16 protein-coding genes and 3 rRNA genes are annotated in these 22,319 nt (G+C 67.7%); 3 read left to right on the top strand and 16 right to left on the bottom strand.

Going from position 1 to position 22,319, the window contains the following annotated elements; all coding sequences use genetic code 11:
- Positions 1–24: 24 nt before the first annotated feature.
- The 15 genes from AC0L6Y_RS03255 to tyrS form a co-directional block, all read right to left on the bottom strand.
- Entirely contained in the window at positions 25–957 is a 933-nt protein-coding gene (locus AC0L6Y_RS03255) for a site-specific tyrosine recombinase XerD (RefSeq protein WP_473555330.1), read from the bottom strand.
- Positions 938–1,522, bottom strand: coding sequence for an NUDIX domain-containing protein (locus tag AC0L6Y_RS03250; protein WP_473555326.1), 585 nt, complete (start codon positions 1,520–1,522; stop codon positions 938–940). Before AC0L6Y_RS03250 ends, AC0L6Y_RS03255 begins: the two co-directional genes overlap by 20 nt.
- A gap of 6 nt (positions 1,523–1,528) precedes the next feature.
- On the bottom strand, positions 1,529–3,250 hold the full coding sequence (locus AC0L6Y_RS03245; protein WP_473558214.1) for a CTP synthase: 1,722 nt from the start codon (positions 3,248–3,250) through the stop codon (positions 1,529–1,531).
- A gap of 82 nt (positions 3,251–3,332) precedes the next feature.
- Positions 3,333–5,036, bottom strand: coding sequence for a DNA repair protein RecN (gene recN / locus AC0L6Y_RS03240; protein ID WP_473555320.1), 1,704 nt, complete (start codon positions 5,034–5,036; stop codon positions 3,333–3,335).
- Positions 5,033–5,974: an NAD kinase gene (locus tag AC0L6Y_RS03235; RefSeq protein WP_473555317.1), complete on the bottom strand. Its 942-nt coding sequence runs from the start codon at positions 5,972–5,974 to the stop codon at positions 5,033–5,035. The genes recN and AC0L6Y_RS03235 overlap by 4 nt, the downstream gene beginning before the upstream one ends.
- Positions 5,975–6,041: 67 nt before the next feature.
- Positions 6,042–6,848 (bottom strand): TlyA family RNA methyltransferase, encoded by an 807-nt coding sequence (locus AC0L6Y_RS03230; RefSeq protein ID WP_473555314.1) that lies wholly within the window; start codon positions 6,846–6,848, stop codon positions 6,042–6,044.
- On the bottom strand, positions 6,841–7,050 hold the full coding sequence (locus tag AC0L6Y_RS03225) for a hypothetical protein (protein WP_473555309.1): 210 nt from the start codon (positions 7,048–7,050) through the stop codon (positions 6,841–6,843). The genes AC0L6Y_RS03230 and AC0L6Y_RS03225 overlap by 8 nt, the downstream gene beginning before the upstream one ends.
- On the bottom strand, positions 7,047–8,078 hold the full coding sequence (locus AC0L6Y_RS03220; protein WP_473555304.1) for an HAD-IIA family hydrolase: 1,032 nt from the start codon (positions 8,076–8,078) through the stop codon (positions 7,047–7,049). The genes AC0L6Y_RS03225 and AC0L6Y_RS03220 overlap by 4 nt, the downstream gene beginning before the upstream one ends.
- Entirely contained in the window at positions 8,071–8,919 is an 849-nt protein-coding gene (locus AC0L6Y_RS03215) for a hypothetical protein (RefSeq protein WP_473555299.1), read from the bottom strand. The genes AC0L6Y_RS03220 and AC0L6Y_RS03215 overlap by 8 nt, the downstream gene beginning before the upstream one ends.
- A complete protein-coding gene (locus AC0L6Y_RS03210) occupies positions 8,901–9,479 on the bottom strand; it encodes a hypothetical protein (protein ID WP_473555296.1) in 579 nt (192 codons plus the stop codon). The genes AC0L6Y_RS03215 and AC0L6Y_RS03210 overlap by 19 nt, the downstream gene beginning before the upstream one ends.
- A 159-nt stretch (positions 9,480–9,638) precedes the next feature.
- A 5S ribosomal RNA gene (gene rrf / locus AC0L6Y_RS03205) occupies positions 9,639–9,755 on the bottom strand.
- Between the two features lie 122 nt (positions 9,756–9,877).
- Positions 9,878–12,985, bottom strand: a 23S ribosomal RNA gene (locus tag AC0L6Y_RS03200).
- Positions 12,986–13,439: 454 nt separating this feature from the next.
- A 16S ribosomal RNA gene (locus AC0L6Y_RS03195) occupies positions 13,440–14,964 on the bottom strand.
- Together the 16S, 23S and 5S rRNA genes form the textbook arrangement of a ribosomal RNA operon.
- 533 nt (positions 14,965–15,497) lie before the next feature.
- Positions 15,498–17,549, bottom strand: a complete 2,052-nt coding sequence (locus AC0L6Y_RS03190) for a hypothetical protein (RefSeq protein ID WP_473555293.1) — start codon at positions 17,547–17,549, stop codon at positions 15,498–15,500.
- Positions 17,550–17,628: 79 nt separating this feature from the next.
- Complete coding sequence (tyrS, locus tag AC0L6Y_RS03185; RefSeq protein ID WP_473555287.1) at positions 17,629–18,930, bottom strand: tyrosine--tRNA ligase; 1,302 nt, start codon at positions 18,928–18,930, stop codon at positions 17,629–17,631.
- A gap of 117 nt (positions 18,931–19,047) precedes the next feature.
- Between tyrS and AC0L6Y_RS03180 the strand changes: the two genes are divergently transcribed.
- On the top strand, positions 19,048–19,668 hold the full coding sequence (locus AC0L6Y_RS03180; RefSeq protein ID WP_473555283.1) for a DNA-binding protein: 621 nt from the start codon (positions 19,048–19,050) through the stop codon (positions 19,666–19,668).
- Positions 19,665–20,225, top strand: coding sequence for a hypothetical protein (locus AC0L6Y_RS03175; RefSeq protein WP_473555277.1), 561 nt, complete (start codon positions 19,665–19,667; stop codon positions 20,223–20,225). The genes AC0L6Y_RS03180 and AC0L6Y_RS03175 overlap by 4 nt, the downstream gene beginning before the upstream one ends.
- Here the strand turns inward: AC0L6Y_RS03175 and argH are convergent.
- Positions 20,222–21,640 (bottom strand): argininosuccinate lyase, encoded by a 1,419-nt coding sequence (argH, locus tag AC0L6Y_RS03170; RefSeq protein ID WP_473555273.1) that lies wholly within the window; start codon positions 21,638–21,640, stop codon positions 20,222–20,224. The two genes, AC0L6Y_RS03175 and argH, sit on opposite strands and share 4 nt — an antisense overlap.
- 119 nt (positions 21,641–21,759) lie before the next feature.
- Here argH and AC0L6Y_RS03165 point away from each other — a divergent pair, with 119 nt between their 5' ends.
- Positions 21,760–22,314: a DUF6264 family protein gene (locus AC0L6Y_RS03165; RefSeq protein WP_473555270.1), complete on the top strand. Its 555-nt coding sequence runs from the start codon at positions 21,760–21,762 to the stop codon at positions 22,312–22,314.
- Positions 22,315–22,319: the final 5 nt, after the last annotated feature.

Genomic DNA, 22,319 nt, shown 5'->3' with positions numbered 1-22,319 from the left:
TTCACCTGAAGCAGAGGTTGAAGGTTAACGGGCGCGCGGATGCGAGGTCAGGTACACCTCGCGCAGCGCATCCGCCGTCACCCGCGTGTAGATCTGGGTCGTCGCGACGCTCGCGTGGCCGAGCAGCTCCTGCACGACGCGCACGTCGGCGCCGCCCTCCAGCAGGTGCGTTGCGAAGGAGTGCCGCAGGCTGTGGGGCGACACCTCGACACTCAGTTCGGCCCGTTCGGCGGCGGCCCGGATGACCAGCCACGCGCTCTGGCGCGACAACCTTGCGCCGCGCATCCCCAGGAACAGCGCGGGCGTCGCGTGACCGCGGCGCGAGAGCTCGGGGCGCACCCGCACGAGGTAAGTGTCGAGCGCCGCGCGTGCAAAGCTGCCCACCGGCACGATGCGCTGCTTGCCGCCCTTGCCGAGCACCCGCACGTGCTCGGCGGTGCCCTCCTCGCCCACCAGGTCGTCGACGTTGAGGGCGACCACCTCCGAGACGCGCGCGCCCGTGGCGTAGAGCAGTTCGAGCAGCGCGGCATCCCGCACCCGGCTCAGCTCCTCGCCCGCGCAGGCGGCCAGCAGCTTCTCGACCTGGTCGAGGGTGAGAGCCTTCGGCAGGCGCATCGGCAGCTTGGGCGCGACCAGCTTCGCCGCCGGGTCGGTCTCGAGCACCCCCTCCTCGAGCAGGAAGCCGGTGAACCCGCGGATCGCCGAGACCTTGCGCGCCAGCGTCGCCGCGGCGACCGGCTCGGCGCGCTCGCGCAGCGCGGTCGTGTGCGCGGCCAGCGCCTCGGGCGTCAGTGTCGAGACCGGGACGGCGCCCTCCGCCTCGGCGAGGTCGGCCAGCAGCGCCTCCAGGTCACGCCGATAGGCCGCGACCGTGTGCGCCGAGCGTCCGCGCTCGATCGCCAGGTGGCGCAGGAAGCGCTCCAGCTGAGCGCGCGCGTCAGACGGTGCGGCGGGCATGGGCGGTCAGCACCGCGACGATCAGGATCGAGTTGCGCAGACGCCCCTCGAGCACGGCGGACACGAGCTCGGCGAACGGGATCCAGCGCGGCACCAGCTCGGCCTCCTCGTCCATGCGGGCGAAGGGCTCGGGCGAATCGCTCAGGCCGCGCGCCTCGAAGACGTGCAGGATCTCGTTGCTGCCGCCGGGGCTGGTGTGGAAGGTGACGAGCTCGCTCCACTCGGCGGCCTGCAGGTCGGCCTCCTCGGCGAGCTCACGCTGGGCGGCCTCGAGCGGCGGCTCGCCCGCCACGTCGAGCAGCCCCGCGGGCAGCTCCCACTCGCGCTCGCGCACCGGATGCCGGTACTGGTTGATCAGCAGCACGCGATCCTCGTCGTCGATCGCGAGCACCGCGACGGCGCCCGGGTGGTCGACGAAGTCGCGGGTGAGCTCGGCGTCGCCGAAGCGGAACGACTCGCGGCGCACATCCCAGATGTGGCCGTCGAAGACAGCGGCCGACTCCACCACCTCGGCGGGGTCGGAGACGTTGACGACCGGACCGGACTCGAAGCGCGCGCGGTCCACGGTCGCCTAGGCCTCGACCGGCGCGCCGCGCGTCTCGTCGGCCTCGTCGTTCTCGGGAACCTCGAACAGGCGCGACGCCTTCTGGCGCTCGATCGCGGCGCCGATCAGACCGCGGAACAGCGGGTGCGCGCGGTTCGGGCGCGAGCGCAGCTCCGGGTGCGCCTGCGTGCCCACGTAGAACGGGTGCACCTCGCGCGGCAGCTCGACGAACTCGACCAGACCGTGCTCCGGGTTGGTGCCCGAGAAGCGCAGCCCGGCGGCGGCGATCCGCTCGGTGAAGTGGTTGTTGACCTCGTAGCGGTGCCGGTGGCGCTCGTGGGCGACCGGCGAGCCATACAGCTCCTCGACGATCGAGCCGGGCGTGAGCGCCGCCTCGTAGAGGCCCAGGCGCATCGTGCCGCCGAGGTCGCCGCCAGCGAGGATGTCGACCTGCTCGGCCATCGTCGCGATCACCGGGAACTCGGTGTCGGGGTCGAACTCCGAGCTGGAGGCGCCCGGAAGGTCGGCCACGTCGCGGGCGTACTCGATCACCATGCACTGCAGGCCGAGGCACAGCCCCAGCGTCGGGATGCCGTTCTCGCGCGCGAACTTCAGCGCGCCGAGCTTGCCCTCGATGCCGCGGATGCCGAAGCCGCCGGGCACGCAGATGCCGTCGAGGTCGCTGAGCGCCTTCGCGGCGCCGTCGTGCGTCTCGCACTCATCCGAGGGGATCCAGCGCAGCTTGACCTTGCTCTCGTGCGCGAAGCCGCCGGCGCGCAGCGCCTCGGTGACCGAGAGGTAGGCGTCGGGCAGGTCGATGTACTTGCCGACGAGGCCGATCGTGACCTCGTGCTTGGGCTCGTGCACGGCCTTCAGCACGCTGCGCCAGCCGTCCCAGACGACGGGGCCCGCCTCGAGGTCGAGCTCGTTCATGATGTACGAGTCGAGCCCCTGCTCGTGAAGCATCGTGGGGATGTCGTAGATCGACGGCACGTCGACCGCGTTGACCACGGCGTCCTCGGCGACGTCGCACATGAGCGCGATCTTGCGCTTGTTGGCCTCCGAGACGACGCGGTCGCTGCGCAGCACCAGGGCATCCGGCTGGATGCCGATCGAGCGCAGCGTCGCCACCGAGTGCTGGGTGGGCTTCGTCTTCTGCTCACCCGAGGCGCCCATGAACGGCACGAGCGAGACGTGCACGAAGAACACGTTGCGGCGGCCGAGCTCGTGGCGCACCTGGCGGGCCGACTCGATGAACGGCTGCGACTCGATGTCGCCGACGGTGCCGCCGATCTCGGTGATGATGACGTCGGGCTGCGGGTTCTCGTCGTCGAACGGTCCCTGCGCCTGCAGGCGCATCCGGCGCTTGATCTCGTCGGTGATGTGCGGGATGACCTGCACGGTGTCGCCGAGGTACTCGCCGCGGCGCTCCTTGGCGATCACGTTCGAGTAGATCTGCCCGGTCGTCACGTTGGCGGCCTGGTCGAGGTTGATGTCGAGGAAGCGCTCGTAGTGCCCGATGTCGAGGTCGGTCTCGGCGCCGTCATCGGTGACGAACACCTCGCCGTGCTGGAACGGGTTCATCGTTCCGGGATCGACGTTCAGATACGGATCCAGCTTCTGCATCACGACGCGCAGACCGCGCGCGGTGAGAAGGTTTCCGAGACTCGCGGCGGTCAAGCCCTTCCCGAGGGAGGAGACGACACCTCCGGTCACGAAGATGTGCTTGGTTACTACGCTTCCCGAGATGTCCGCCACGGGGTTTCAGCGTATCTCACAAAACCGTGAGCTGGCCCAGGTCGCCCGGAACGCGCCGAGCAAGTCGCCGAGATCAGCTCGCGCGAGCCATGCCGAGCAGCTCTCGGGCGTGCTCGAGACCGGTCTCGGAGTCGGGAAGCCCGCTCAGCAATCGCGCCATCTCGGCGGCGCGCTCCTCCCCCTCGAGCCGGTGCACGCTCGACGCGGTGATCGTGCCGTCGCTGCCCTTCACCACGGTCAGGTGGTTGGTGGCGAAGGCCGCGACCTGCGCCAGGTGGGTGACGACGATCACCTGCGCCGTTTCGGCGAGGCGCGCCAGGCGCCGCCCGACCTCGATGGCGCTCGCACCGCCGACCCCGGCATCCACCTCGTCGAAGACGAAAGTCGGAACGGGATCGCTTCCGGCCAGCACGACCTCGATCGCCAACATGACGCGCGAGAGCTCACCGCCCGAGGCGCCGCGGCTCAGCGGGCGCGGTTCGGCCCCGGGGTGCGGCTGCAGGCGGATCGCGACCTGGTCGCGGCCGGTGAGGCCAAGATCGCGCGGCGCGACCTCGATCGAGAGACGGGCGTCGGGCATCGCGAGGGCGTCGAGTTCGCGGGTGACCGCGGCCGAGAGCCGCTCGGCGGCCTCGCGGCGGCGCACGCTCAGCTGCTCGGCGAGCTGCTCGACGCGGGCGAAGTCCTCGGCCACGGCGGCGCGCAGCGCATCGATGCGATCCGAGTCGCCGTCGAGCTCCAGCAGTCGGGTGCTGCCGGACTCGTAGAAGTCGATCATCTCGTCGATGCTCGGGCCGAAGCGGCGTGCCAGCGCGGCCAGGGTCGCGCGGCGCTCCTGGATCGTCTCCAGCTCGCGACCGCCGTCGGTGTCGAGCGCCGCGAGGTAGCTCGAGATCTTGGCCGAGCTGTCCTCCAGCGCGAAACGGGCCGCGGCGAGCGATTCGATCACGGGCGAGAGCTCCGCGTCGTGCCCGGAGACGCGGTCGAGCGCACGCCGCGCCGACTCGACGAGCACCGTGGCGTCGCGCGCGTCGTCGCTCAGCTGCGCCGAGATCGCCTCCTGCGCCTCGACCGCCGCGAGTCGCAGGTCTTCGAGGTTGCTCAGCCTCTCGGCGCGCTCCGCGAGCTCGGCGTCCTCGCCGCGATGCGGCGCCGCCGCCTCGATCTCGTCCATCGCGTTGCGGAGCTCTTCGGCCTCGCGCTCCCGGCGGTCGCGCTCGGCGACGAGCACATCGAGTTCGGACTGCGCGGTCTGCCAGCGGCGGAACACGTCCTGGTACTCGGCCAGCACGGCGCTGAAGCCGGGGCCGGCGAAGCGGTCGAGCGCCTCGCGCTGCGCGGCCGCGGAGCGCAGCCGGATCTGGTCCGACTGGCCGTGCACGACGACGAGCTGCTGGCCGATCTCGTTCAGCACGCCGACGGGGGCGCTGCGGCCGCCGACGACGGCGCGCGAGCGGCCCTCGTTCGAGATGGAGCGCCCCAGGATCAGGTGCGCCCGTCCGCCCTCGGTGACGTTGACGTCGCCGCCGGCGTCGCGCACGCGTTCGGCGACGGGACCCTCGGCGTCGACCTCCCAGCTGCCCTCGACGACCGACTGGCCGCGGCCGGAGCGGATCGCGCCGCTATCGGCGCGCTCACCCAGGAGCAGCCCGAGCGCCGTCACGACCATCGTCTTGCCGGCGCCGGTCTCGCCGGTCAGCGCCGTGAATCCCGGCCCGAGCGGAAGCCGCGCCTCGCCGATGACGCCCAGATCGCGAATCGAGATCTCGTCGATCACGCCGGCGCCTCCTCGGTCGCTCCGTTGTCGCCGTTCTGCGGCCCGCGCCAGCCCGCGACGGGAAGCCGGAACTTGTTGACCAGCCGGTCCGTGAACGGGCCGGGGCTCAGGCGCGCGAGGCGCACCGGAATCGAGGAACGACGCGCGACGACGCGCGAGCCGGGCGGCAGGTCGAAGGTGCGGCGACCGTCGCACCACAGCACGCCGCGACCGTCGGAGCGCTCGAGCAGCTCCACCGCGAGTGCGGATTCGGGGCCGACCACCAGCGGACGGGCGAACAGCGCGTGGGCGGAGAGCGGCACCATCAGCAGCGCGTCGACGCTCGGCCAGACGACCGGACCGCCGGCCGAGAACGAGTAGGCGGTGGATCCGGTCGGGGTCGAGATGACGACACCGTCGCAGCCGAAGGTGGAGAGCGGTCGCACGTCGACCTCGACGGCCACCTCGAGCGAGCGCTCGCGGCTGGCCTTCTCGATCGACGCCTCGTTGAGAGCCCAGGTCTCGTAGACGACCTCGGTGCCGACCTTGACGCGCACGGCGAGCGTCATGCGCTCCTCGACCTCGTAGTCGCGCGCGAGGGCGCGCTCGACGGTCGACGTCAGATTCTCGCGCTCCGCCTCGGCGAGGAAGCCGACGTGGCCGAGGTTCACTCCGAGCAGCGGGGCGCCGCAGCCGCGCGCGAGCTCGGCGGCGCGCAGGATCGTGCCGTCGCCGCCCAGGACGATGACGAGTTCGAGTTCGCTCGTGGCGACGTCGCGGCCGAGCAGCGCGATCGGCGCGAGCTCGGGCGCCGCGCGCATGAGGTCGGCGTGCTCGTCATCGGAGACGACGGGCGTGAGTCCCGCGGCGATCAGCTGACGGCAGACCTCAATGCCGGCGGCGAGGGAGTCGTCGCGGCCGGTGTGCGCGACGACAAGCAGGTGGCGCTCCTCGGCCATGCGCGGCCCCTTCCCTGCCTCAATGTCGTCCGCCCGGCGGGCGCTGCGCCCCGGAGGGCGAAGGCCGTCAGGCGAGGGCATCGATCGCCCTCCCCCATTCTGTCGGATTGCTCCCACACTCGCGCTGCAACCAGGCGAGGTACTCCTGATTCCCGTTGCTGCCGAGCACCGGGGACGAGATCACGCCCGCGGTGCCGAGGCCCAGATCCCAGGCGGCCCAGAGCACGGTGCTGACGGCCTCGAGGCGCGCCGCGCGGTCGCGCACGATGCCCTCCCGCGCGCCGCCGCGTCCGACCTCGAACTGCGGCTTGACGAGCACCACGAGGTCGGCGTCAGCGGGGATGCTCGCCGCCAGCGCGGGCAGCACGGTCGTCAGCGAGATGAACGAGACATCGACGACGACCAGCGTCGGCTGCTCGGGCGAGCCGGACAGCTCGGCCAGCCGTTCCGCGCTGAGCTCGCGGGCGTTCTCCCCCTCGACCACCACGACCCGCTCGTCGGCGCGCAGCTCCGGCACCAGTTGGCCGTGTCCGACGTCGAGCGCGATCACGCGGCGCGCGCCCCGCTCGAGCAGCACCTGCGTGAATCCGCCGGTGGAGGCCCCGACATCGAGGGCGAGCCGCTGGGCGGGGTCGATCTCGAAGGCGTCGAGAGCGGCGATGAGCTTGTGCGCCGAACGCGCCACGTAGTGATCGGCTCCCTCGACGGTGAGTTCGGCGTCCGGCGTGACCCGCGCCGCCGGCTTGACCGTGGCGACGCCGTCGATCCGGACGCGTCCCTCCTCGATCGATCGCGCCGCCTGCGCGCGGGAGCGCGCGAGGCCCCGACGCACGAGTTCGGCATCGAGCCGAGCAGTGGATGCCGGATCAGGCATGCGCGCGCGGGCCGTCGCCCGCCTCGAGCTGCGCGCGCAGCTCGTCGTGCAGGTGCGCGAGCGCCTCGGCCCGTGAGGCGAGCGGCTGATCCTCGATCACCCGCAGGCGCGACACCAACTCGTCATCGCCGTGCAGTCCGGCACCGGAGCGGTGCGCGTCGGCGGAGTCCTGCTGCGGCGCTGCGTCCTCGTGCTCGCTCATGCGTCCGAATATAGCCGCGCATCCACGTCGAGCGCGTAGATCGCGAGCCCCGAGCCCCACACCGCGGCGCAGCCCGCGCGGATGATGTCGATGCGGCTCGCCTTCGGCGTGCGCAGCTCGACCTTCGGCCCGCGCAGCCGCACCCGCGCATCGCCGGAGCGGAACTCGCGCGAACCGTCGCGCGCGACCGACTGCTGGATCTCGGGGTACGGAGCGTCGAGCTGGCGGAGGTCGTCGAGGATGAATGTCGGGCGCTGCTCGGCGGGTGCCGCCAGCAGCTGCTTGGGCTGATCGATGCCGGTCAGCACGTGCGCGGAGGCGATGCCGGCGCGGTTCGCCCCGAGGATGTCGGTGTCGAGCCGGTCGCCGAGCATCAGGGCCTTCTCGCCCCCGAAACGCTTGAGCGCGGCGGTGAAGATCGCCGTCTCGGGCTTGCCCGCCACGATCGGCAGTCGCCCGATCGCGGTGTGCACCGCCGAGACGAGCGTGCCGTTGCCCGGAGCGATTCCGCGCGCCTGCGGGATCGTCCAGTCGGTGTTCGTCGCCACCCACGGCCGGTCCTCGCGGCCCTCGACGGAGTGCAGCGCGTACGCCGCCTCGGCGAGGTCGGCCCAGCCGACGCTCGGGGCGAATCCCTGCACCACAGCGGCGGGGTCATCCTCCGCCGAGCGCGTCACGCGGAAGCCCGCAGCCTCGACGACGCTCGTCAGGCCCTCTCCCCCGACGACCAGAATCGTCGATCCGGCGGGCACCAGCCCGGCGAGCAGCACGACGGCCGCCTGCGGCGATGTCACGACCTCATCGGCCGTGACCGTGAGACCGAATTCGCGCAGATGTGCGGCCACCGATTCGGCGGTGCGCGAGGCGTTGTTGGTGATGTAGCCGACGCGGCACGAGGCCTGGGCACGGTTGATGCCGTTGACGGCATATGGAATCGCGTTCGCTCCCGCGTACACGACGCCGTCGAGGTCGGCGAGCAGCAGATCGACTCCGCTGAGCGGCGTCGACGTGACGCGCGCCCTACTCATCGCGCGCGCTCTCCTCCGCTGACGCCGCCGGCGCCTCGGACTCGGCCGTCTCGGCCGACTCGGCAGACGCGGCCGCTCCGGCGGTCTCGACGGGCTCGTTGGGCTGGGCAACCTCGGCCGGCTCCACCACGTCGGCGGTCGCCTCGGGCTCGGCGGTCTCGGCGTCGGCCGGTGCGTCAGGGGCGCTCTCATCCGAGGCCTCGTCGACCTCGAGGAGCTCCTCGATCACCTCGATGGTGACCTCGCCCTCGGGGATCGCGGCGTTCTCGAGCGCGATCGTGGCGCGATCTGAGCGCTGCCACCACTGCTCGGCTTCCTCGGTGTGGCCGAGGTCTTCGAGCACCGTGGCGTAGGCGTCGAACAGCGCGGGGCTCCAGGCGAAGGCCCGCTCGGGGTCGAGCTGCGGGATCTGCAGTTCGGTGAGGGCGAGCTCCGGCTGGCCGAGGTCGAGCCGCGCGCCGGACATCGCGATCGCGAGCGCCACCTGCACCTCGACGTCAAGCTCCGACTTCGGCACCGAGCGTCCGAGCTCGAGCGCCTTCTCGGGGCGCCCGACACCGCGTTCGCTGTCGACCATGAGCGGAAGCTGATCGTTGTTGCCGGAGATCCGGCGATAGGTGCGCAGCTCACGCAGAGCCAGCGCGAAGTCCTCGGTCGCGTAGGCCGTGATCGCGAGGGTCTCGCGCACCACGGCGATGCGGCCGGCGCGACGCGCGGCCGCGAGCGCGTGCCGGTGCGCGAGCGCCGGATCCTCATCGATGAGCCGGGCCGCCATGACAAGGTGCTTGGCAACCCACTCGGCGTTCTCCTTGGAGAGCGTCTTCAGCTGGTTGCGCGCCACCCGGTCGAGATCGGCGGGAACGACCGCGTCGGGGATGTGCGGATCGTCGTGCCGCGGGCCCGAGTCGGACTCGAAGCGGTCGTCACGCGGCGCCCGGTCCTTGTCGAAGCTGCGCGGCGGGCGCGCACCCGAGGGGGCGCCGTCGCGACGCGGACGCGAGTCACCGTCCCGGCGAGGCCACGACGAGTCGCCGTCGCGGCGGGGGCGCGCATCACCCGAACGCTGCGGGCGCGCATCGCCGTCGCGGCGAGGGCGTGCATCACCATCGCGACGCGGACGAGCGTCGCCATCGCGGCGGGGTCGTGCGTCGCCATCACGGCGAGGACGGGAGTCTCCGTCACGGCGCGGACGCGAATCGCTCGACCACTTCGGACGCTCATCGCCATCTCGACGCGGACGCTGCTGGTCGCCGTCGCGGCGCGGGCGTGCATCACCCGAACGCTGCTGGCGCGCATCGCCATCGCGACGCGGACGAGCGTCACCATCACGGCGGGGACGCGAGTCACCGTCACGACGGGGTCGAGCGTCGCCATCACGGCGTGCCGGCGCCCGGCCGTCACGCGGAGGTCGACGATCCGAATCGCGAGCCGGCTTCTTGCGCTCGGGCTTGTCGTTCGGCGTCTCGTCTGATGCGCTCATCTGGATCTCCTCCTGGGGCAATCGTGCCCTGAAACCAAGAAAGGCCACCCAAACATGTTGGGTGGCCTCTCTCGAAAGAAGTCCGGCGGTGTCCTACTCTCCCACAGGGTCCCCCCTGCAGTACCATCGGCGCAAAGAGTCTTAGCTTCCGGGTTCGGAATGTAACCGGGCGTTTCCCTCTTGCTATGGCCGCCGAAACACTATTGATTTACAGTCTTCGCGACATAGCTCTCACTTCATCAGTGACAGAGCTTGTCGGGATTCCCGACCGTAGATCGGGAACCACAAAGTGGACGCGAGAATCATCAAAAAACATGATGTTGTCAAGTTATCGGCTTATTAGTACCGGTCAGCTGCACGTGTTGCCACGCTTCCACATCCGGCCTATCAACGCAGTAGTCTAGCTGCGAGCCTCTCCCCCTAAGGGATGGAAATCTCATCTTGAAGCTGGCTTCCCGCTTAGATGCTTTCAGCGGTTATCCATTCCGAACGTAGCTAATCAGCGGTGCTCCTGGCGGAACAACTGACACACCAGAGGTTCGTCCATCCCGGTCCTCTCGTACTAGGGATAGATCTTCTCAAATTTCCTACGCGCGCAGCGGATAGGGACCGAACTGTCTCACGACGTTCTAAACCCAGCTCGCGTACCGCTTTAATGGGCGAACAGCCCAACCCTTGGGACCTACTCCAGCCCCAGGATGCGACGAGCCGACATCGAGGTGCCAAACCATGCCGTCGATATGGACTCTTGGGCAAGATCAGCCTGTTATCCCCGAGGTACCTTTTATCCGTTGAGCGACAGCGCTTCCACAAGCCACTGCCGGATCACTAGTCCCGACTTTCGTCCCTGCTCGAGCCGTCACTCTCACAGTCAAGCTCCCTTGTGCACTTACACTCGACACCTGATTGCCAACCAGGTTGAGGGAACCTTTGGGCGCCTCCGTTACTTTTTGGGAGGCAACCGCCCCAGTTAAACTACCCATCAGGCACTGTCCCTGAACCGGATTACGGTTCTAAGTTAGACATCCAGAGTGACCAGAGTGGTATTTCAACAATGACTCCACGAACACTGGCGTGCCCGCTTCAAAGTCTCCCACCTATCCTACACAAGCCACACCGAACACCAATACCAAACTGTAGTAAAGGTCACGGGGTCTTTCCGTCCTGCTGCGCGTAACGAGCATCTTTACTCGTAGTGCAATTTCGCCGAGTTCGCGGTTGAGACAGCTGGGAAGTCGTTACGCCATTCGTGCAGGTCGGAACTTACCCGACAAGGAATTTCGCTACCTTAGGATGGTTATAGTTACCACCGCCGTTTACTGGGGCTTAAATTCAGAGCTTCGCTTACGCTAACCGCTCCTCTTAACCTTCCAGCACCGGGCAGGCGTCAGTCCGTATACATCGTCTTGCGACTTAGCACGGACCTGTGTTTTTAGTAAACAGTCGCTTCCCACTGGTCTCTGCGGCCTTCAAGGCTTAGGGAGTAAATCCCATCACCAATCCGGCCCCCCTTCTCCCGAAGTTACGGGGGCATTTTGCCGAGTTCCTTAACCACGATTCTCTCGATCTCCTTGGTATTCTCTACCTGACCACCTGAGTCGGTTTGGGGTACGGGCGGCTTGAACCTCGCGTCGATGCTTTTCTTGGCAGCTTAGGATCACCCACTATCCCTTTCGGGTCCGCATCGTGTCTCGGCCGTCACGAGAGACGGATTTGCCTATCTCTCAGCCTACGCACTTGCACCGGGACAACCATCGCCCGGCTTGGGCTACCTTCCTGCGTCACACCTGTTAATACGCTAGCCGCACCAGCATGGGGTCGAGCGTTAGGCCGGCTGCTTCACCCCGAAGGGATCCATCTGCCGGATTAGGACTCTTAGCACTACTGGATTAGCTTGGGCGGTTCTTCGCCGGTACGGGAATATCAACCCGTTGTCCATCGACTACGCCTGTCGGCCTCGCCTTAGGTCCCGACTTACCCAGGGAAGATTAGCTTGACCCTGGAACCCTTGGTCTTTCGGAGGACATGTTTCTCACATGTCTTTCGCTACTCATGCCTGCATTCTCACTCGTGTGGCGTCCACGGCTGGGTCACCCCGCCGCTTCACTCGCCACACGACGCTCTCCTACCGATCCGCACGGCTGGACCACGAAGGCCTACCTATAATGCGAATCCTACGACTTCGGCGGTGTGCTTGAGCCCCGTTACATTGTCGGCGCGGAATCACTTGACCAGTGAGCTATTACGCACTCTTTCAAGGGTGGCTGCTTCTAAGCCAACCTCCTGGTTGTCTCTGCAACTCCACATCCTTTCCCACTTAGCACACGCTTAGGGGCCTTAGTCGGTAGTCTGGGTTGTTTCCCTCTCGACGATGAAGCTTATCCCCCACCGTCTCACTGCTGCGCTCTCACTTACCGGCATTCGGAGTTTGGCTGACGTCAGTAACCTTGTAGGGCCCATCGGCCATCCAGTAGCTCTACCTCCGGCAAGAAACACGCAACGCTGCACCTAAATGCATTTCGGAGAGAACCAGCTATCACGAAGTTTGATTGGCCTTTCACCCCTATCCACAGCTCATCCCCTCGGTTTTCAACCCAAGTGGGTTCGGTCCTCCACGACGTCTTACCGTCGCTTCAACCTGGCCATGGATAGATCACTTCGCTTCGGGTCTAGGGCATGCGACTGAATCGCTCTATTCGAACTCGCTTTCGCTACGGATTCCCCTCACGGGTTAACCTCGCCACATACCACTAACTCGCAGGCTCATTCTTCAAAAGGCACGCTGTCAGGGCTACTAGGGCCCCTCCAACGGTTTGTAAGCAGACGGTTTCAGGTACTATTTCACTCCCCTCCCGGGGTACTTTTCACCTTTCCCTCACGGTACTTGTCCGCTATCGGTCATCTGGGAGTATTTAGGCTTACCAGGTGGTCCTGGCAGATTCACACGGGATTTCTCGGGCCCCGTGATACTTGGGATCCCTTCCGCCTCTGCACGACATTTCGGTTACGGGACTGGCACCCACTATGGTCGGCCTTTCAATGCCGTTCACCTATATCGCGCAAGTCGACGTGTACTTCGGCAGAAGTACGTGAAGGTCCCACAACCCCGACCATGCAACGCCTGCCGGCTATCACACATGATCGGTTTGGCCTGTTCCGGTTTCGCTCGCCACTACTAACGGAATCACTGTTGTTTTCTCTTCCTGTGGGTACTGAGATGTTTCACTTCCCCACGTTCCCTCTACCCGCCCTATATATTCAGGCGGGAGTCATCAGGTCGTACAAGTACGCCTGACGGGGTTTCCCCATTCGGAAATCCTCGGATCAAAGTCTGCTTATCGACTCCCCGAGGCTTATCGCAGATTGCTACGTCCTTCTTCGGCTCCAGATGCCAAGGCATCCACCGTCTGCTCTTAGAAACTTGACTACATGAGTTTTGAATCGCTTCGAGCTCAGCTGCCAAAGGCAACCAAGCGCGAAATGACCAGTGTGTCTGATCGAAATCAGACCACTATTTGTAGATCAGCGATTTCCGGCTCGACCGAAGTCGTTCCGTACTTTCGCGAATCTAAGATGCTCGCGTCCACTGTGTAGTTCTCAATTTACGGGCGGTACTCCGTCTGTTTCGGATCTCAGATCCGAGCCAGTCGAAGTCCAGAGGATGGTTTCGGCTGCAGAAGCAGCCGGCCCGGTCCCTCAGGACCCAACAGCGTGCATGCCTCGTGCGTTCCCTGTCGATTCGTTCCTGCCGGCAAGCCGACGTACTGGAATCTCGAGGTTCTGCTCGAGGCCTATGTCAATGTTCCACCCATGAGCTCCGGCCGAGAACATGTGTCTCGGATCCGGCTCTGTCAGATCCGAAGATCTGCAGTGCTCCTTAGAAAGGAGGTGATCCAGCCGCACCTTCCGGTACGGCTACCTTGTTACGACTTAGTCCTAATCACCGATCCCACCTTCGACGGCTCCCTCCAAAAGGTTGGGCCACCGGCTTCGGGTGTTACCGACTTTCATGACTTGACGGGCGGTGTGTACAAGGCCCGGGAACGTATTCACCGTGGCGTTGCTGATCCACGATTACTAGCGACTCCGACTTCATGAGGTCGAGTTGCAGACCTCAATCCGAACTGAGACCGGCTTTTTGGGATTCGCTCCACCTTGCGGTATTGCAGCCCTTTGTACCGGCCATTGTAGCATGCGTGAAGCCCAAGACATAAGGGGCATGATGATTTGACGTCATCCCCACCTTCCTCCGAGTTGACCCCGGCAGTCTCCTATGAGTTCCCACCATTACGTGCTGGCAACATAGAACGAGGGTTGCGCTCGTTGCGGGACTTAACCCAACATCTCACGACACGAGCTGACGACAACCATGCACCACCTGTATACGAGTGTCCAAAGAGTTCTACATTTCTGCAGCGTTCTCGTATATGTCAAGCCTTGGTAAGGTTCTTCGCGTTGCATCGAATTAATCCGCATGCTCCGCCGCTTGTGCGGGCCCCCGTCAATTCCTTTGAGTTTTAGCCTTGCGGCCGTACTCCCCAGGCGGGGAACTTAATGCGTTAGCTGCGACACGGAATCCGTGGAATGGACCCCACATCTAGTTCCCAACGTTTACGGCATGGACTACCAGGGTATCTAATCCTGTTCGCTCCCCATGCTTTCGCTCCTCAGCGTCAGTTACGGCCCAGAGATCTGCCTTCGCCATCGGTGTTCCTCCTGATATCTGCGCATTCCACCGCTACACCAGGAATTCCAATCTCCCCTACCGCACTCTAGTTTGCCCGTACCCACTGCAGGCTGGAGGTTGAGCCTCCAGTTTTCACAGCAGACGCGACAAACCGCCTACGAGCTCTTTACGCCCAATAATTCCGGACAACGCTTGCACCCTACGTATTACCGCGGCTGCTGGCACGTAGTTAGCCGGTGCTTTTTCTGCAGGTACCGTCACTTTCGCTTCTTCCCTACTAAAAGAGGTTTACAACCCGAAGGCCGTCATCCCTCACGCGGCGTTGCTGCATCAGGCTTTCGCCCATTGTGCAATATTCCCCACTGCTGCCTCCCGTAGGAGTCTGGGCCGTGTCTCAGTCCCAGTGTGGCCGGTCACCCTCTCAGGCCGGCTACCCGTCGTCGGCTTGGTGAGCCGTTACCTCACCAACTACCTGATAGGCCGCGAGTCCATCCTTGACCGAAATTCTTTCCAGCTCCTAGCCATGCGGCTGAAGCTCGTATCCGGTATTAGACGTCGTTTCCAACGCTTATCCCAGAGTCAAGGGCAGGTTACTCACGTGTTACTCACCCGTTCGCCACTAATCCAGCAGGAGCAAGCTCCCACCTTCATCGTTCGACTTGCATGTGTTAAGCACGCCGCCAGCGTTCGTCCTGAGCCAGGATCAAACTCTCCGTAAATGTTTGATTGCAACAGCGGTCGAAACCGCTGCGCACATCTGTTGTCACAGCTGCCGGGGAAAACCGGTGGGCTGCGACGAGTTTGATCTGACTGTTAGATCGTCTACTGACAATCAATCAATCCAAAGGAATCTCTACAACCGGTCAGACCGGTTGCCGAGGTTATTTGGCATTTGACATAGTGCACGCTGTTGAGTTCTCAAGGATCGGGCGCTCAAGAATGCTTTCCGTTTCCGGAAGGCTTTCAGGGCAACTGTCCTAACTTACCACACCCCGCCACAAGTTTTTCACGGCCTGGCCGCTTCAACTCTTCAGGACTCGAGGCCCTGGATTCGGAGTGGGTTTCCCATCCTAAACATTGAATCTCACACCATCAAGGTGCTGTTCAAATCTTCAGGAGGATGGTCCCGCTTGAGGCCGAGAAGCTCTTCCGCTTCCCGCACCTTTGGGGTGACGAGTGATTACTTTACGGGTGACCGGGGGTCGTGCCAAATCTTGGCGCATCCCGGGCGTGTCGCCCCATTTTCCGGGCATCACCCCGCCGGCACGCAGTAGGTCTCGACCCATTCGTCGATCCCCGAAGCCGAAACCGCAGCGGAAATAATCTCCACGTTCTGGTCATTGTCGATCTGTCGCGCAATGGCGACGTTGTCGACGATCCCCTGGCCGGTTTCGGCAAGGGTGGCGACGCCGGCCTGGATCTCCGTCGGCGCGACCTCGGCGGCCGCCGTCCAGCGATCGACCCACACCTGCATCTCGCCGAGCGACGAGTCGATGGAGAAGCCGCGCTGCGGCCAGCTGTAGATCGGCGGCTCGAGGTAGGTCGGATCCGCCTGCACCTGCGCGCAGAACTCCGCGCTGCCGGCAACCGTCGCCTCGAACTCGCGAGCGTCGGTCCATGCCCCGTAGGCGACCACGCCTCCGACGGCGGCGACGCCGGTCATGATCAACCCGATCACGATCGTGGCCTTGTCGAGCACGATCGTCCAGCCTCGGCGCCGCGCACTCAGCGCTGCCATCACGATTCCCGCGACGAAGCCGACCGGCGGGAGCACGAAGGCGAGCGCGAAGGAGATCCATTCGGCCGGCCGAGGCTTCGCCAGGTCGCCGAAGTCAACGAGGGGCGAACCGGACCCGACCACCGCCGGATCCACCGGGTCATCGCCCGGCGGCAGAGCGCCCGAGTCATCCACCAGTCCGGTGTCGCCGCGCACCGCCAGGTGCGCCGTCGCGTCCGACCGCGCGGACACGGGCTCGGCTGCGGGCGGTTCGAGTCGCGGCGGCTCGGCTGAGAAGTACGGCGAGGCGGTGTCGATCGGGTCGACGGCATCGGCCTCGTCGGCATCGGAGCCCGCAAGCCCCAGCGCTTCGAGCCCACCGCCGATCGCGTCGTCGGGCTCGGGCGTGCGCGGCTCGGCGCTCGGGGCGCTCGGCCATCCGCTCACGGCGATCGCGGGCGGCACCTCGGCCGGCGGGGCCGGCTGCTCGGCGCTCGGCTGCTCGGCGATCGGTGTCTGGGCGTTCGGGGTCCCGGCGTTCGGGGCCTCCGCGGTCGGCGGCTCGGGGACCCAGATGGCTCCCGCCGGCTCCACGGGGGGCGTGGTCGGCGCTGCGGCGAGCGGGGCGGGCGGAGCCCAGTCGGGCGCGGGGGAACCCGCAGCGGCCGCCGGGGCCTCCCAGCTCGGCGGCGGGGCCGGCGTCGATGCTTCGGGATCGCCAAGCTGCGGCGGGGCCGGGGCGGCCGCAGCCGGCGGCTCCCAGTTCGGGGTCTCGGCGGGAGGCGCGGTCTGCTCCCCGCTCGGCGCCGCCACCGGGGGCGGGGCCTGCTCCCAGCCGGTCGTGGCAGCGGGAGGTGCGGCGTGCTCCCAGCTCGGGGTTTCGGCGGCCGGGGCCGGAGGCTCCCATCCGGGCGTCTCGGCGGAGACCGCAGGCTGCTCCCAGTTCGGGGTCTCGGCGGCCGGGGCCGGCGGCTCCCAACTCGGGGACTCCGCGGCCGGGGCTGGCGGTTCCCAGCTCGGCGTCGCGGCGGGCTGCTCCCAGCTCGGGGTCGCGGCAGGCGCCTCCCAGCTCGGCGCGGCGGGAGCGGGCGGCTCCGCGCTCGGCGCCTGCTGTTCGGGGGCCGGCGGCTCCCAGTTGGTGTTCTGCGGTTCGGGCGCCGGCGGCGCCCACGCGGGCGTGGCGGCGGGCGGCTGCCAGCTCGGCGGGGCCGCCGGGGCCGGGGCGTCCCAGCTCGGGGCAGCCGCGGGCGGCGAGGTCGGCGGCGGTCCCCACTCCGGAGCAGCGGGGGCCGCGGGTGCGGCCGGGGCGCCCCAGCTCGGGGCGGCGGTCGGCGGCGCGTCGGCAAGCGGAGTCACCGGCGGAGTCGCCGGCGGAGCATCGGCGGCGAGACCGTCGAGCGAGGGCGCGACGTACTCGCGATCAGACCACGGACTCGGCGCGGCGGACTCGGGCGCGGCCGCCAGCTCGTCGGCGCCGGCGAACTCGGGAGCCTGTCCCTGCTCCGCGAGACGGCGCGCTCGCCGCGACATCTCGCCGGGTACGGGCGTCTCGCCGTTGTTCGGGTCGCCCCCGGGCGTCCAGTTCATGGTTGTCCTCCGATAGCGGCGGCCTCAGCCCGCCAGATGTTTCGCACGATGGCGAAGCTCCCCCGGACAACGCGGTGTCTCATCCGATCACAACACCCGCGAGAGTCTTCTTGCCTCGCCGAAGAATAGCGACCCCACCTGCGAGAACCTGATCGGCGACCACCGCCGACGGGTCCTCGACGCGCGCGTTGTTGAGATACACGCCGCCCTGCGAGATCGCGCGTCGCGACTCGCTCAGGCTCTTGGTCAGGGTGGTGTCGACCAGCAGCTGCTCGATGGTCGAGCCTGCGGAGGCGGACGCGGACGGCAGCTCGGCGACCGCGGCGCGCAGCGTCTCGGCGTCGAGCGCGGCCAGGTCGCCATTGCCGAACAGCGCCGCGGCGGCGGCGAAGGCGGCGTCGGTGGCGGCGTCGCCGTGCACGAGCCGCGTCACCTCGCGCGCCAGCACCCGCTGCGCTTCACGTCGGAACGGCTCCTCGGCGACCGCGCGCTCGAGCCGCTCGATCTCGTCGCGGTCCAGGAACGTGAACACCTTGAGCCGCGCGATCACGTCGGCGTCGTCGGTGTTGAGCCAGAACTGGCTGAAGGCGTAGGGGCTCGTCATCGCGGGATCGAGCCAGACGGCGTTGCCCTCGCTCTTGCCGAATTTGGTGCCGTCGGAGTTGGTGATGAGCGGCGTGCCGATCGCGTGCACGCTCACGCCCTCGGCGCGATGCACGAGGTCGGTGCCGCTCGTGAGGTTGCCCCACTGGTCGCTGCCCCCGGTCTGCAGCACGCAGCCGTAGCTTCGGTACAGCTCGAGGAAGTCCATGCCCTGCAGGATCTGGTAGCTGAACTCTGTGTAGCTGATGCCGGCCTCGCTGTTGAGGCGTGCCGACACGGCATCCTTCTTCAGCATCGTGCCGACGCGGAAGTACTTGCCCACCTCGCGGAGGAAGTCGATCGCGCTCAGCGGCGCGGTCCAGTCGAGGTTGTTGACGATGCGCGCGGCGCTGTCACCCTCGAAGTCGAGGAAGCGCTCGATCTGGCCCTGGAGGTATCCGACCCACTCGGTGACAGTCTCCCGCGTGTTGAGCGTGCGCTCGGCCGTCGGACGCGGATCGCCGATGAGTCCCGTCGAACCTCCGACGAGTCCGAGCGGCCGGTGTCCCGCCAGCTGCAGCCGTCGCATCGTGAGCAGCTGGACCAGGTTGCCCAGATGAAGGCTCGGGGCGGTCGGGTCGAAGCCGCAGTAGAAGACGATCGGCGGGCCCGCGAGAAGGGCCTTCAGCTCCGCCGGATCCGTCGAGACGTGAACCAGACCGCGCCACTGCAGCTCGTCCCACACATCGTCGAAATGGGGGTCATTGCGCTGTTCAGGAAGCGTCGAGGCGGCGGACACCGGGCAAGACTACCAGCGGGCCTCCGCATTCCCCGGTCGTCGAGCGTCAAGCTTGAGCACTTGATTCTCAACAATCAAGCCCCTATGCTTTATATCTCCGGAATCAAGGGGCAGGCCATGATTGTTCTCACCGCGGACCAGATCGACAGTCGGCATCAGCGCGATCTCGCGGAGCCGACCCTGCGCCGCCTCGACGAGCTCGTCGGCGCGCGACTCGCGCGACCCGCCGAACGCACCGCGGGCGACGAGATCCAATTGGCGACCACCGACGCCGACGCCGCACTCGCGGCACTGCTCGCCCTGACCCGCGACGAGGAGTGGAGCGTCGGCGTCGGCATCGGCACCGTGCGTCGCCCCTTGCCGGCGACCACGCGAGCCATGAGCGGCAGCGCCTTCATCCACGCACGCGACGCGGTCGAGGCGGCGAAGAAGCGGCCCACCCGGTTCGCGCTGCGCGCCGACCCCGACGTGGAGCCCGCCGCGACGGAACTGGAGCCGCTGCTCGACCTGCTCCTGCTGCTGCGCGCGCGCCGAACCCCCGAGGGCTGGGAGCTCGCCGAGCTGCTCGAGACGGGAATCACCCAGCGCGCGGCCGCGGAACAGCTCGGAATCAGCCCGCAGGCGGCCAGCCTGCGCGGCCAGAGCGCCCACCTGCGTATCGAGTCGGCGGCGCGCGCGGCGCTGACGGCCATGCTCGCCCGCGCCGAGCAGACTAGGGACGGGAAGGACCAGTCATGATCATCGCCCTGCTCTTCGCCTGGATCGGCGGACTCCTGCTGATCGCGGGCGCCCTCGTCGTCTCGGCCGCCGCCCTCCCGCTGCGTCAGCCCGCTCTCGCGCTCGCCGCGCTCCTGCCGGTGGGCGTCGCGGGAGCGCTGATCGCCTTCGACGCCGAACTCCCCGCCCCCGACCCCGCGTTCGAGACGCTGCTCGGCATCGGCTTCGTGCTGCTCGGCGTGATCGCCGGCGGCCCGCTCGCCAGCTTCGTGCTGCAGCTCGCGACCCGCGGCTCGTCGCTGCCCGGCGCCCACGGCGGCATCCTCCTGGCGGAGACCAGCGACTCCCCCGCCCGCGAGGTGATGCGCGGCGGCTCCACCATCGGCTACCTGGAGCGCACCGCGATCGTCGGAGGCATCCTGCTCGGCCGCTTCGAGGTCGTCGCGGTCGTCGTCGCCATCAAAGGACTCGGGCGCTACTCCGAGCTGGATCGCCCCGAGTCACGCGAGCGATTCATCATCGGCACGCTCGTGAGCTTCGTCTGGGCGGGCGCCTGCGCCCTGCTCGTCGTGCTCTAGCCCGCGGCCGGAGCGGACAGGCCCGCCACGCGAGTCCGGAGCTCGGCGAGCTGCTCGGCGACGCGCGCCGGCGCCGTGCCGCCGACACCCGCGCGGCTCGCCAGCGAGCCCTCCACCGTCAGGACATCGCGCACCTCGCCCGTGAGCCGCGGGTCGATCGCGGCGTAGTCGGCATCGCTCGGCTCGTGCAGCTCCAGGCCGCGCTCCTCGCACAGCCGCACCAGCGCGCCCGAGATCTCGTGCGCCTCGCGGAACGGCACCCCCTGACGCACCAGATGGTCGGCCACATCCGTCGCGAGGGAGAACCCCTGCGGAGCGAGCTCCGCCATCCGCTCCTCATCGAAGGCGAGAGTCGCCACCATGCCGGTGAACGCCGGCAGCAGCACCTCGAGGGTGCGCACCGAGTCGAAGACCGGCTCCTTGTCCTCCTGCAGGTCGCGGTTGTAGGCGAGCGGCAGCCCCTTGAGGGTGGTCAGCAGCCCCGTCAGGTTTCCCAGCAGTCGACCCGACTTGCCGCGCGCGAGCTCGGCGATGTCGGGGTTCTTCTTCTGCGGCATGATCGACGATCCCGTCGAGTACGCGTCGTGCAGCCGGGCGAACCCGACCTCGCGCGTCACCCAGAGGATGATGTCCTCCGAGAAGCGGGACAGGTCGATGCCGATCTGCGCGGCGATGTAGGCGAACTCGGCCACCACATCCCGCGCGCTCGTCGCGTCGATCGAGTTGGGAAGCGGGTCGCCGAGGCCGAGCTCCGCGGCGATCGCGCGCGGGTCGAGGCCGAGCGCACCACCCGCGAGGGCACCCGCGCCGTACGGCGAGCCGGTCGCGCGGGCGCGCCAGTCGCGCAGGCGCTCCAGGTCGCGCACGAGCGGCCAGGCGTGCGCCATCAGGTGGTGAGCCAGGAGGATCGGCTGGGCGTGCTGCAGGTGCGTGCGTCCCGGCATGACCGTCGTCGGATGCTCCGCGGCGCGATCGGCGATGACGCCGACCAGCTGCGAGACCTGCGCCGTGATCGTGTCGGCGTGGTCGAGCAGGTAGAGCCGCACGAGGGTTGCGATCTGGTCGTTGCGGCTGCGGCCGGCGCGCAGCTTGCCGCCGAGCTCCGGACCGAGAGCGGCCACCAGTTCACGCTCCAGCGCGAAGTGCACATCCTCATCGGAGTCGCGCGGCCGGATCGAGCCGTCGGCGACACCGGCGTCGATCACGTCGATGCCAGCGAGCATCCGCTCGAGCTCGTCGGCGGTCAGGAAGCCCGCCGCGGCGAGCGCGCGGGCGTGCGCGCGCGAGCCGCGCAGGTCGTACGGCGCGAGCTCCCAGTCGAAATGGGTCGAGCGGCTCAGCGCCTCGAGCTCGGGCGAGGGGCCATCCGCGAAGCGTCCGCCCCAGAGCGCCGCGCCGTCGCCGTTCGCGCTCACGAGCGGAACCGTCCCACGGTCGAGGCAACGAGCTCGGGAACAGTCATGGCGTGCTTCTCCTCGGACATCGTCGTTCAGTCTAGGGCGCGCGACCAACGAGGCCGCAGTAACGTGGTGCCATGAGTGACGACGCCGCCGTGCCGCCGATCCCGCCCGCACCGTCGAACGGATCCGTGCCGCCGCCGATCGCCGAACCGGCCGCGGCTCCCACACCCGCGGCGACTCCGGCCGCCGCCCCCGCGGCCGCTCCCCCCGCGTCGCCGTACGCCGCGACTCCGCCGGCGGCGAACCCGTACGCCGCGAACCCGTATGCGACGGCCACCTACGGCGCGCCGCCGCCCGCGAGCACCGGGCGCCGCGTCTGGGACGTGGTGCTGACGGTGATCCTGCTCGTCCTGGGCCTGATCGGCATGCTGAGCGCCGTCGTGATGGGAATCCTGCTGCCGGAGGTTCTCGTCGAGTCGGCCGGCTACGTCGACCCCGCCCTCGTTGCGGGCGACCAGGCCGTGATCATCATCAGCCACGTCGCGCTGTACCTCGTGGCCGTGATCGTCAGCATCATCCTGCTGGTGCGCCGCAAGATCGCGTTCTGGGTGCCGCTCACCGCCGGCGTGATCGCCGCGATCATCTTCTGGGCCACCCTGATGGGCGCGATCATCGCCTCCGGGGTCTAGCCCCT

It is taken from the genome of Pseudolysinimonas sp. 10J20-29 (assembly GCF_055809595.1).
Note: the sequence above shows the minus strand (reverse complement) of the source record. Positions and strands in the feature narration are given on the sequence as shown.

Coding starts and splice junctions, on each gene's coding strand:
- AC0L6Y_RS03255 (WP_473555330.1), bottom strand. CDS start 957: ATGCCCGCCGCACCGTCTGACGCGCGCGCTCAGCTGGAGCGCTTCCTG.
- AC0L6Y_RS03235 (WP_473555317.1), bottom strand. CDS start 5,974: ATGGCCGAGGAGCGCCACCTGCTTGTCGTCGCGCACACCGGCCGCGAC.
- AC0L6Y_RS03230 (WP_473555314.1), bottom strand. CDS start 6,848: ATGCCTGATCCGGCATCCACTGCTCGGCTCGATGCCGAACTCGTGCGT.
- AC0L6Y_RS03225 (WP_473555309.1), bottom strand. CDS start 7,050: ATGAGCGAGCACGAGGACGCAGCGCCGCAGCAGGACTCCGCCGACGCG.
- AC0L6Y_RS03220 (WP_473555304.1), bottom strand. CDS start 8,078: ATGAGTAGGGCGCGCGTCACGTCGACGCCGCTCAGCGGAGTCGATCTG.
- AC0L6Y_RS03190 (WP_473555293.1), bottom strand. CDS start 17,549: ATGAACTGGACGCCCGGGGGCGACCCGAACAACGGCGAGACGCCCGTA.
- AC0L6Y_RS03180 (WP_473555283.1), top strand. CDS start 19,048: ATGATTGTTCTCACCGCGGACCAGATCGACAGTCGGCATCAGCGCGAT.
- AC0L6Y_RS03175 (WP_473555277.1), top strand. CDS start 19,665: ATGATCATCGCCCTGCTCTTCGCCTGGATCGGCGGACTCCTGCTGATC.
- AC0L6Y_RS03165 (WP_473555270.1), top strand. CDS start 21,760: ATGAGTGACGACGCCGCCGTGCCGCCGATCCCGCCCGCACCGTCGAAC.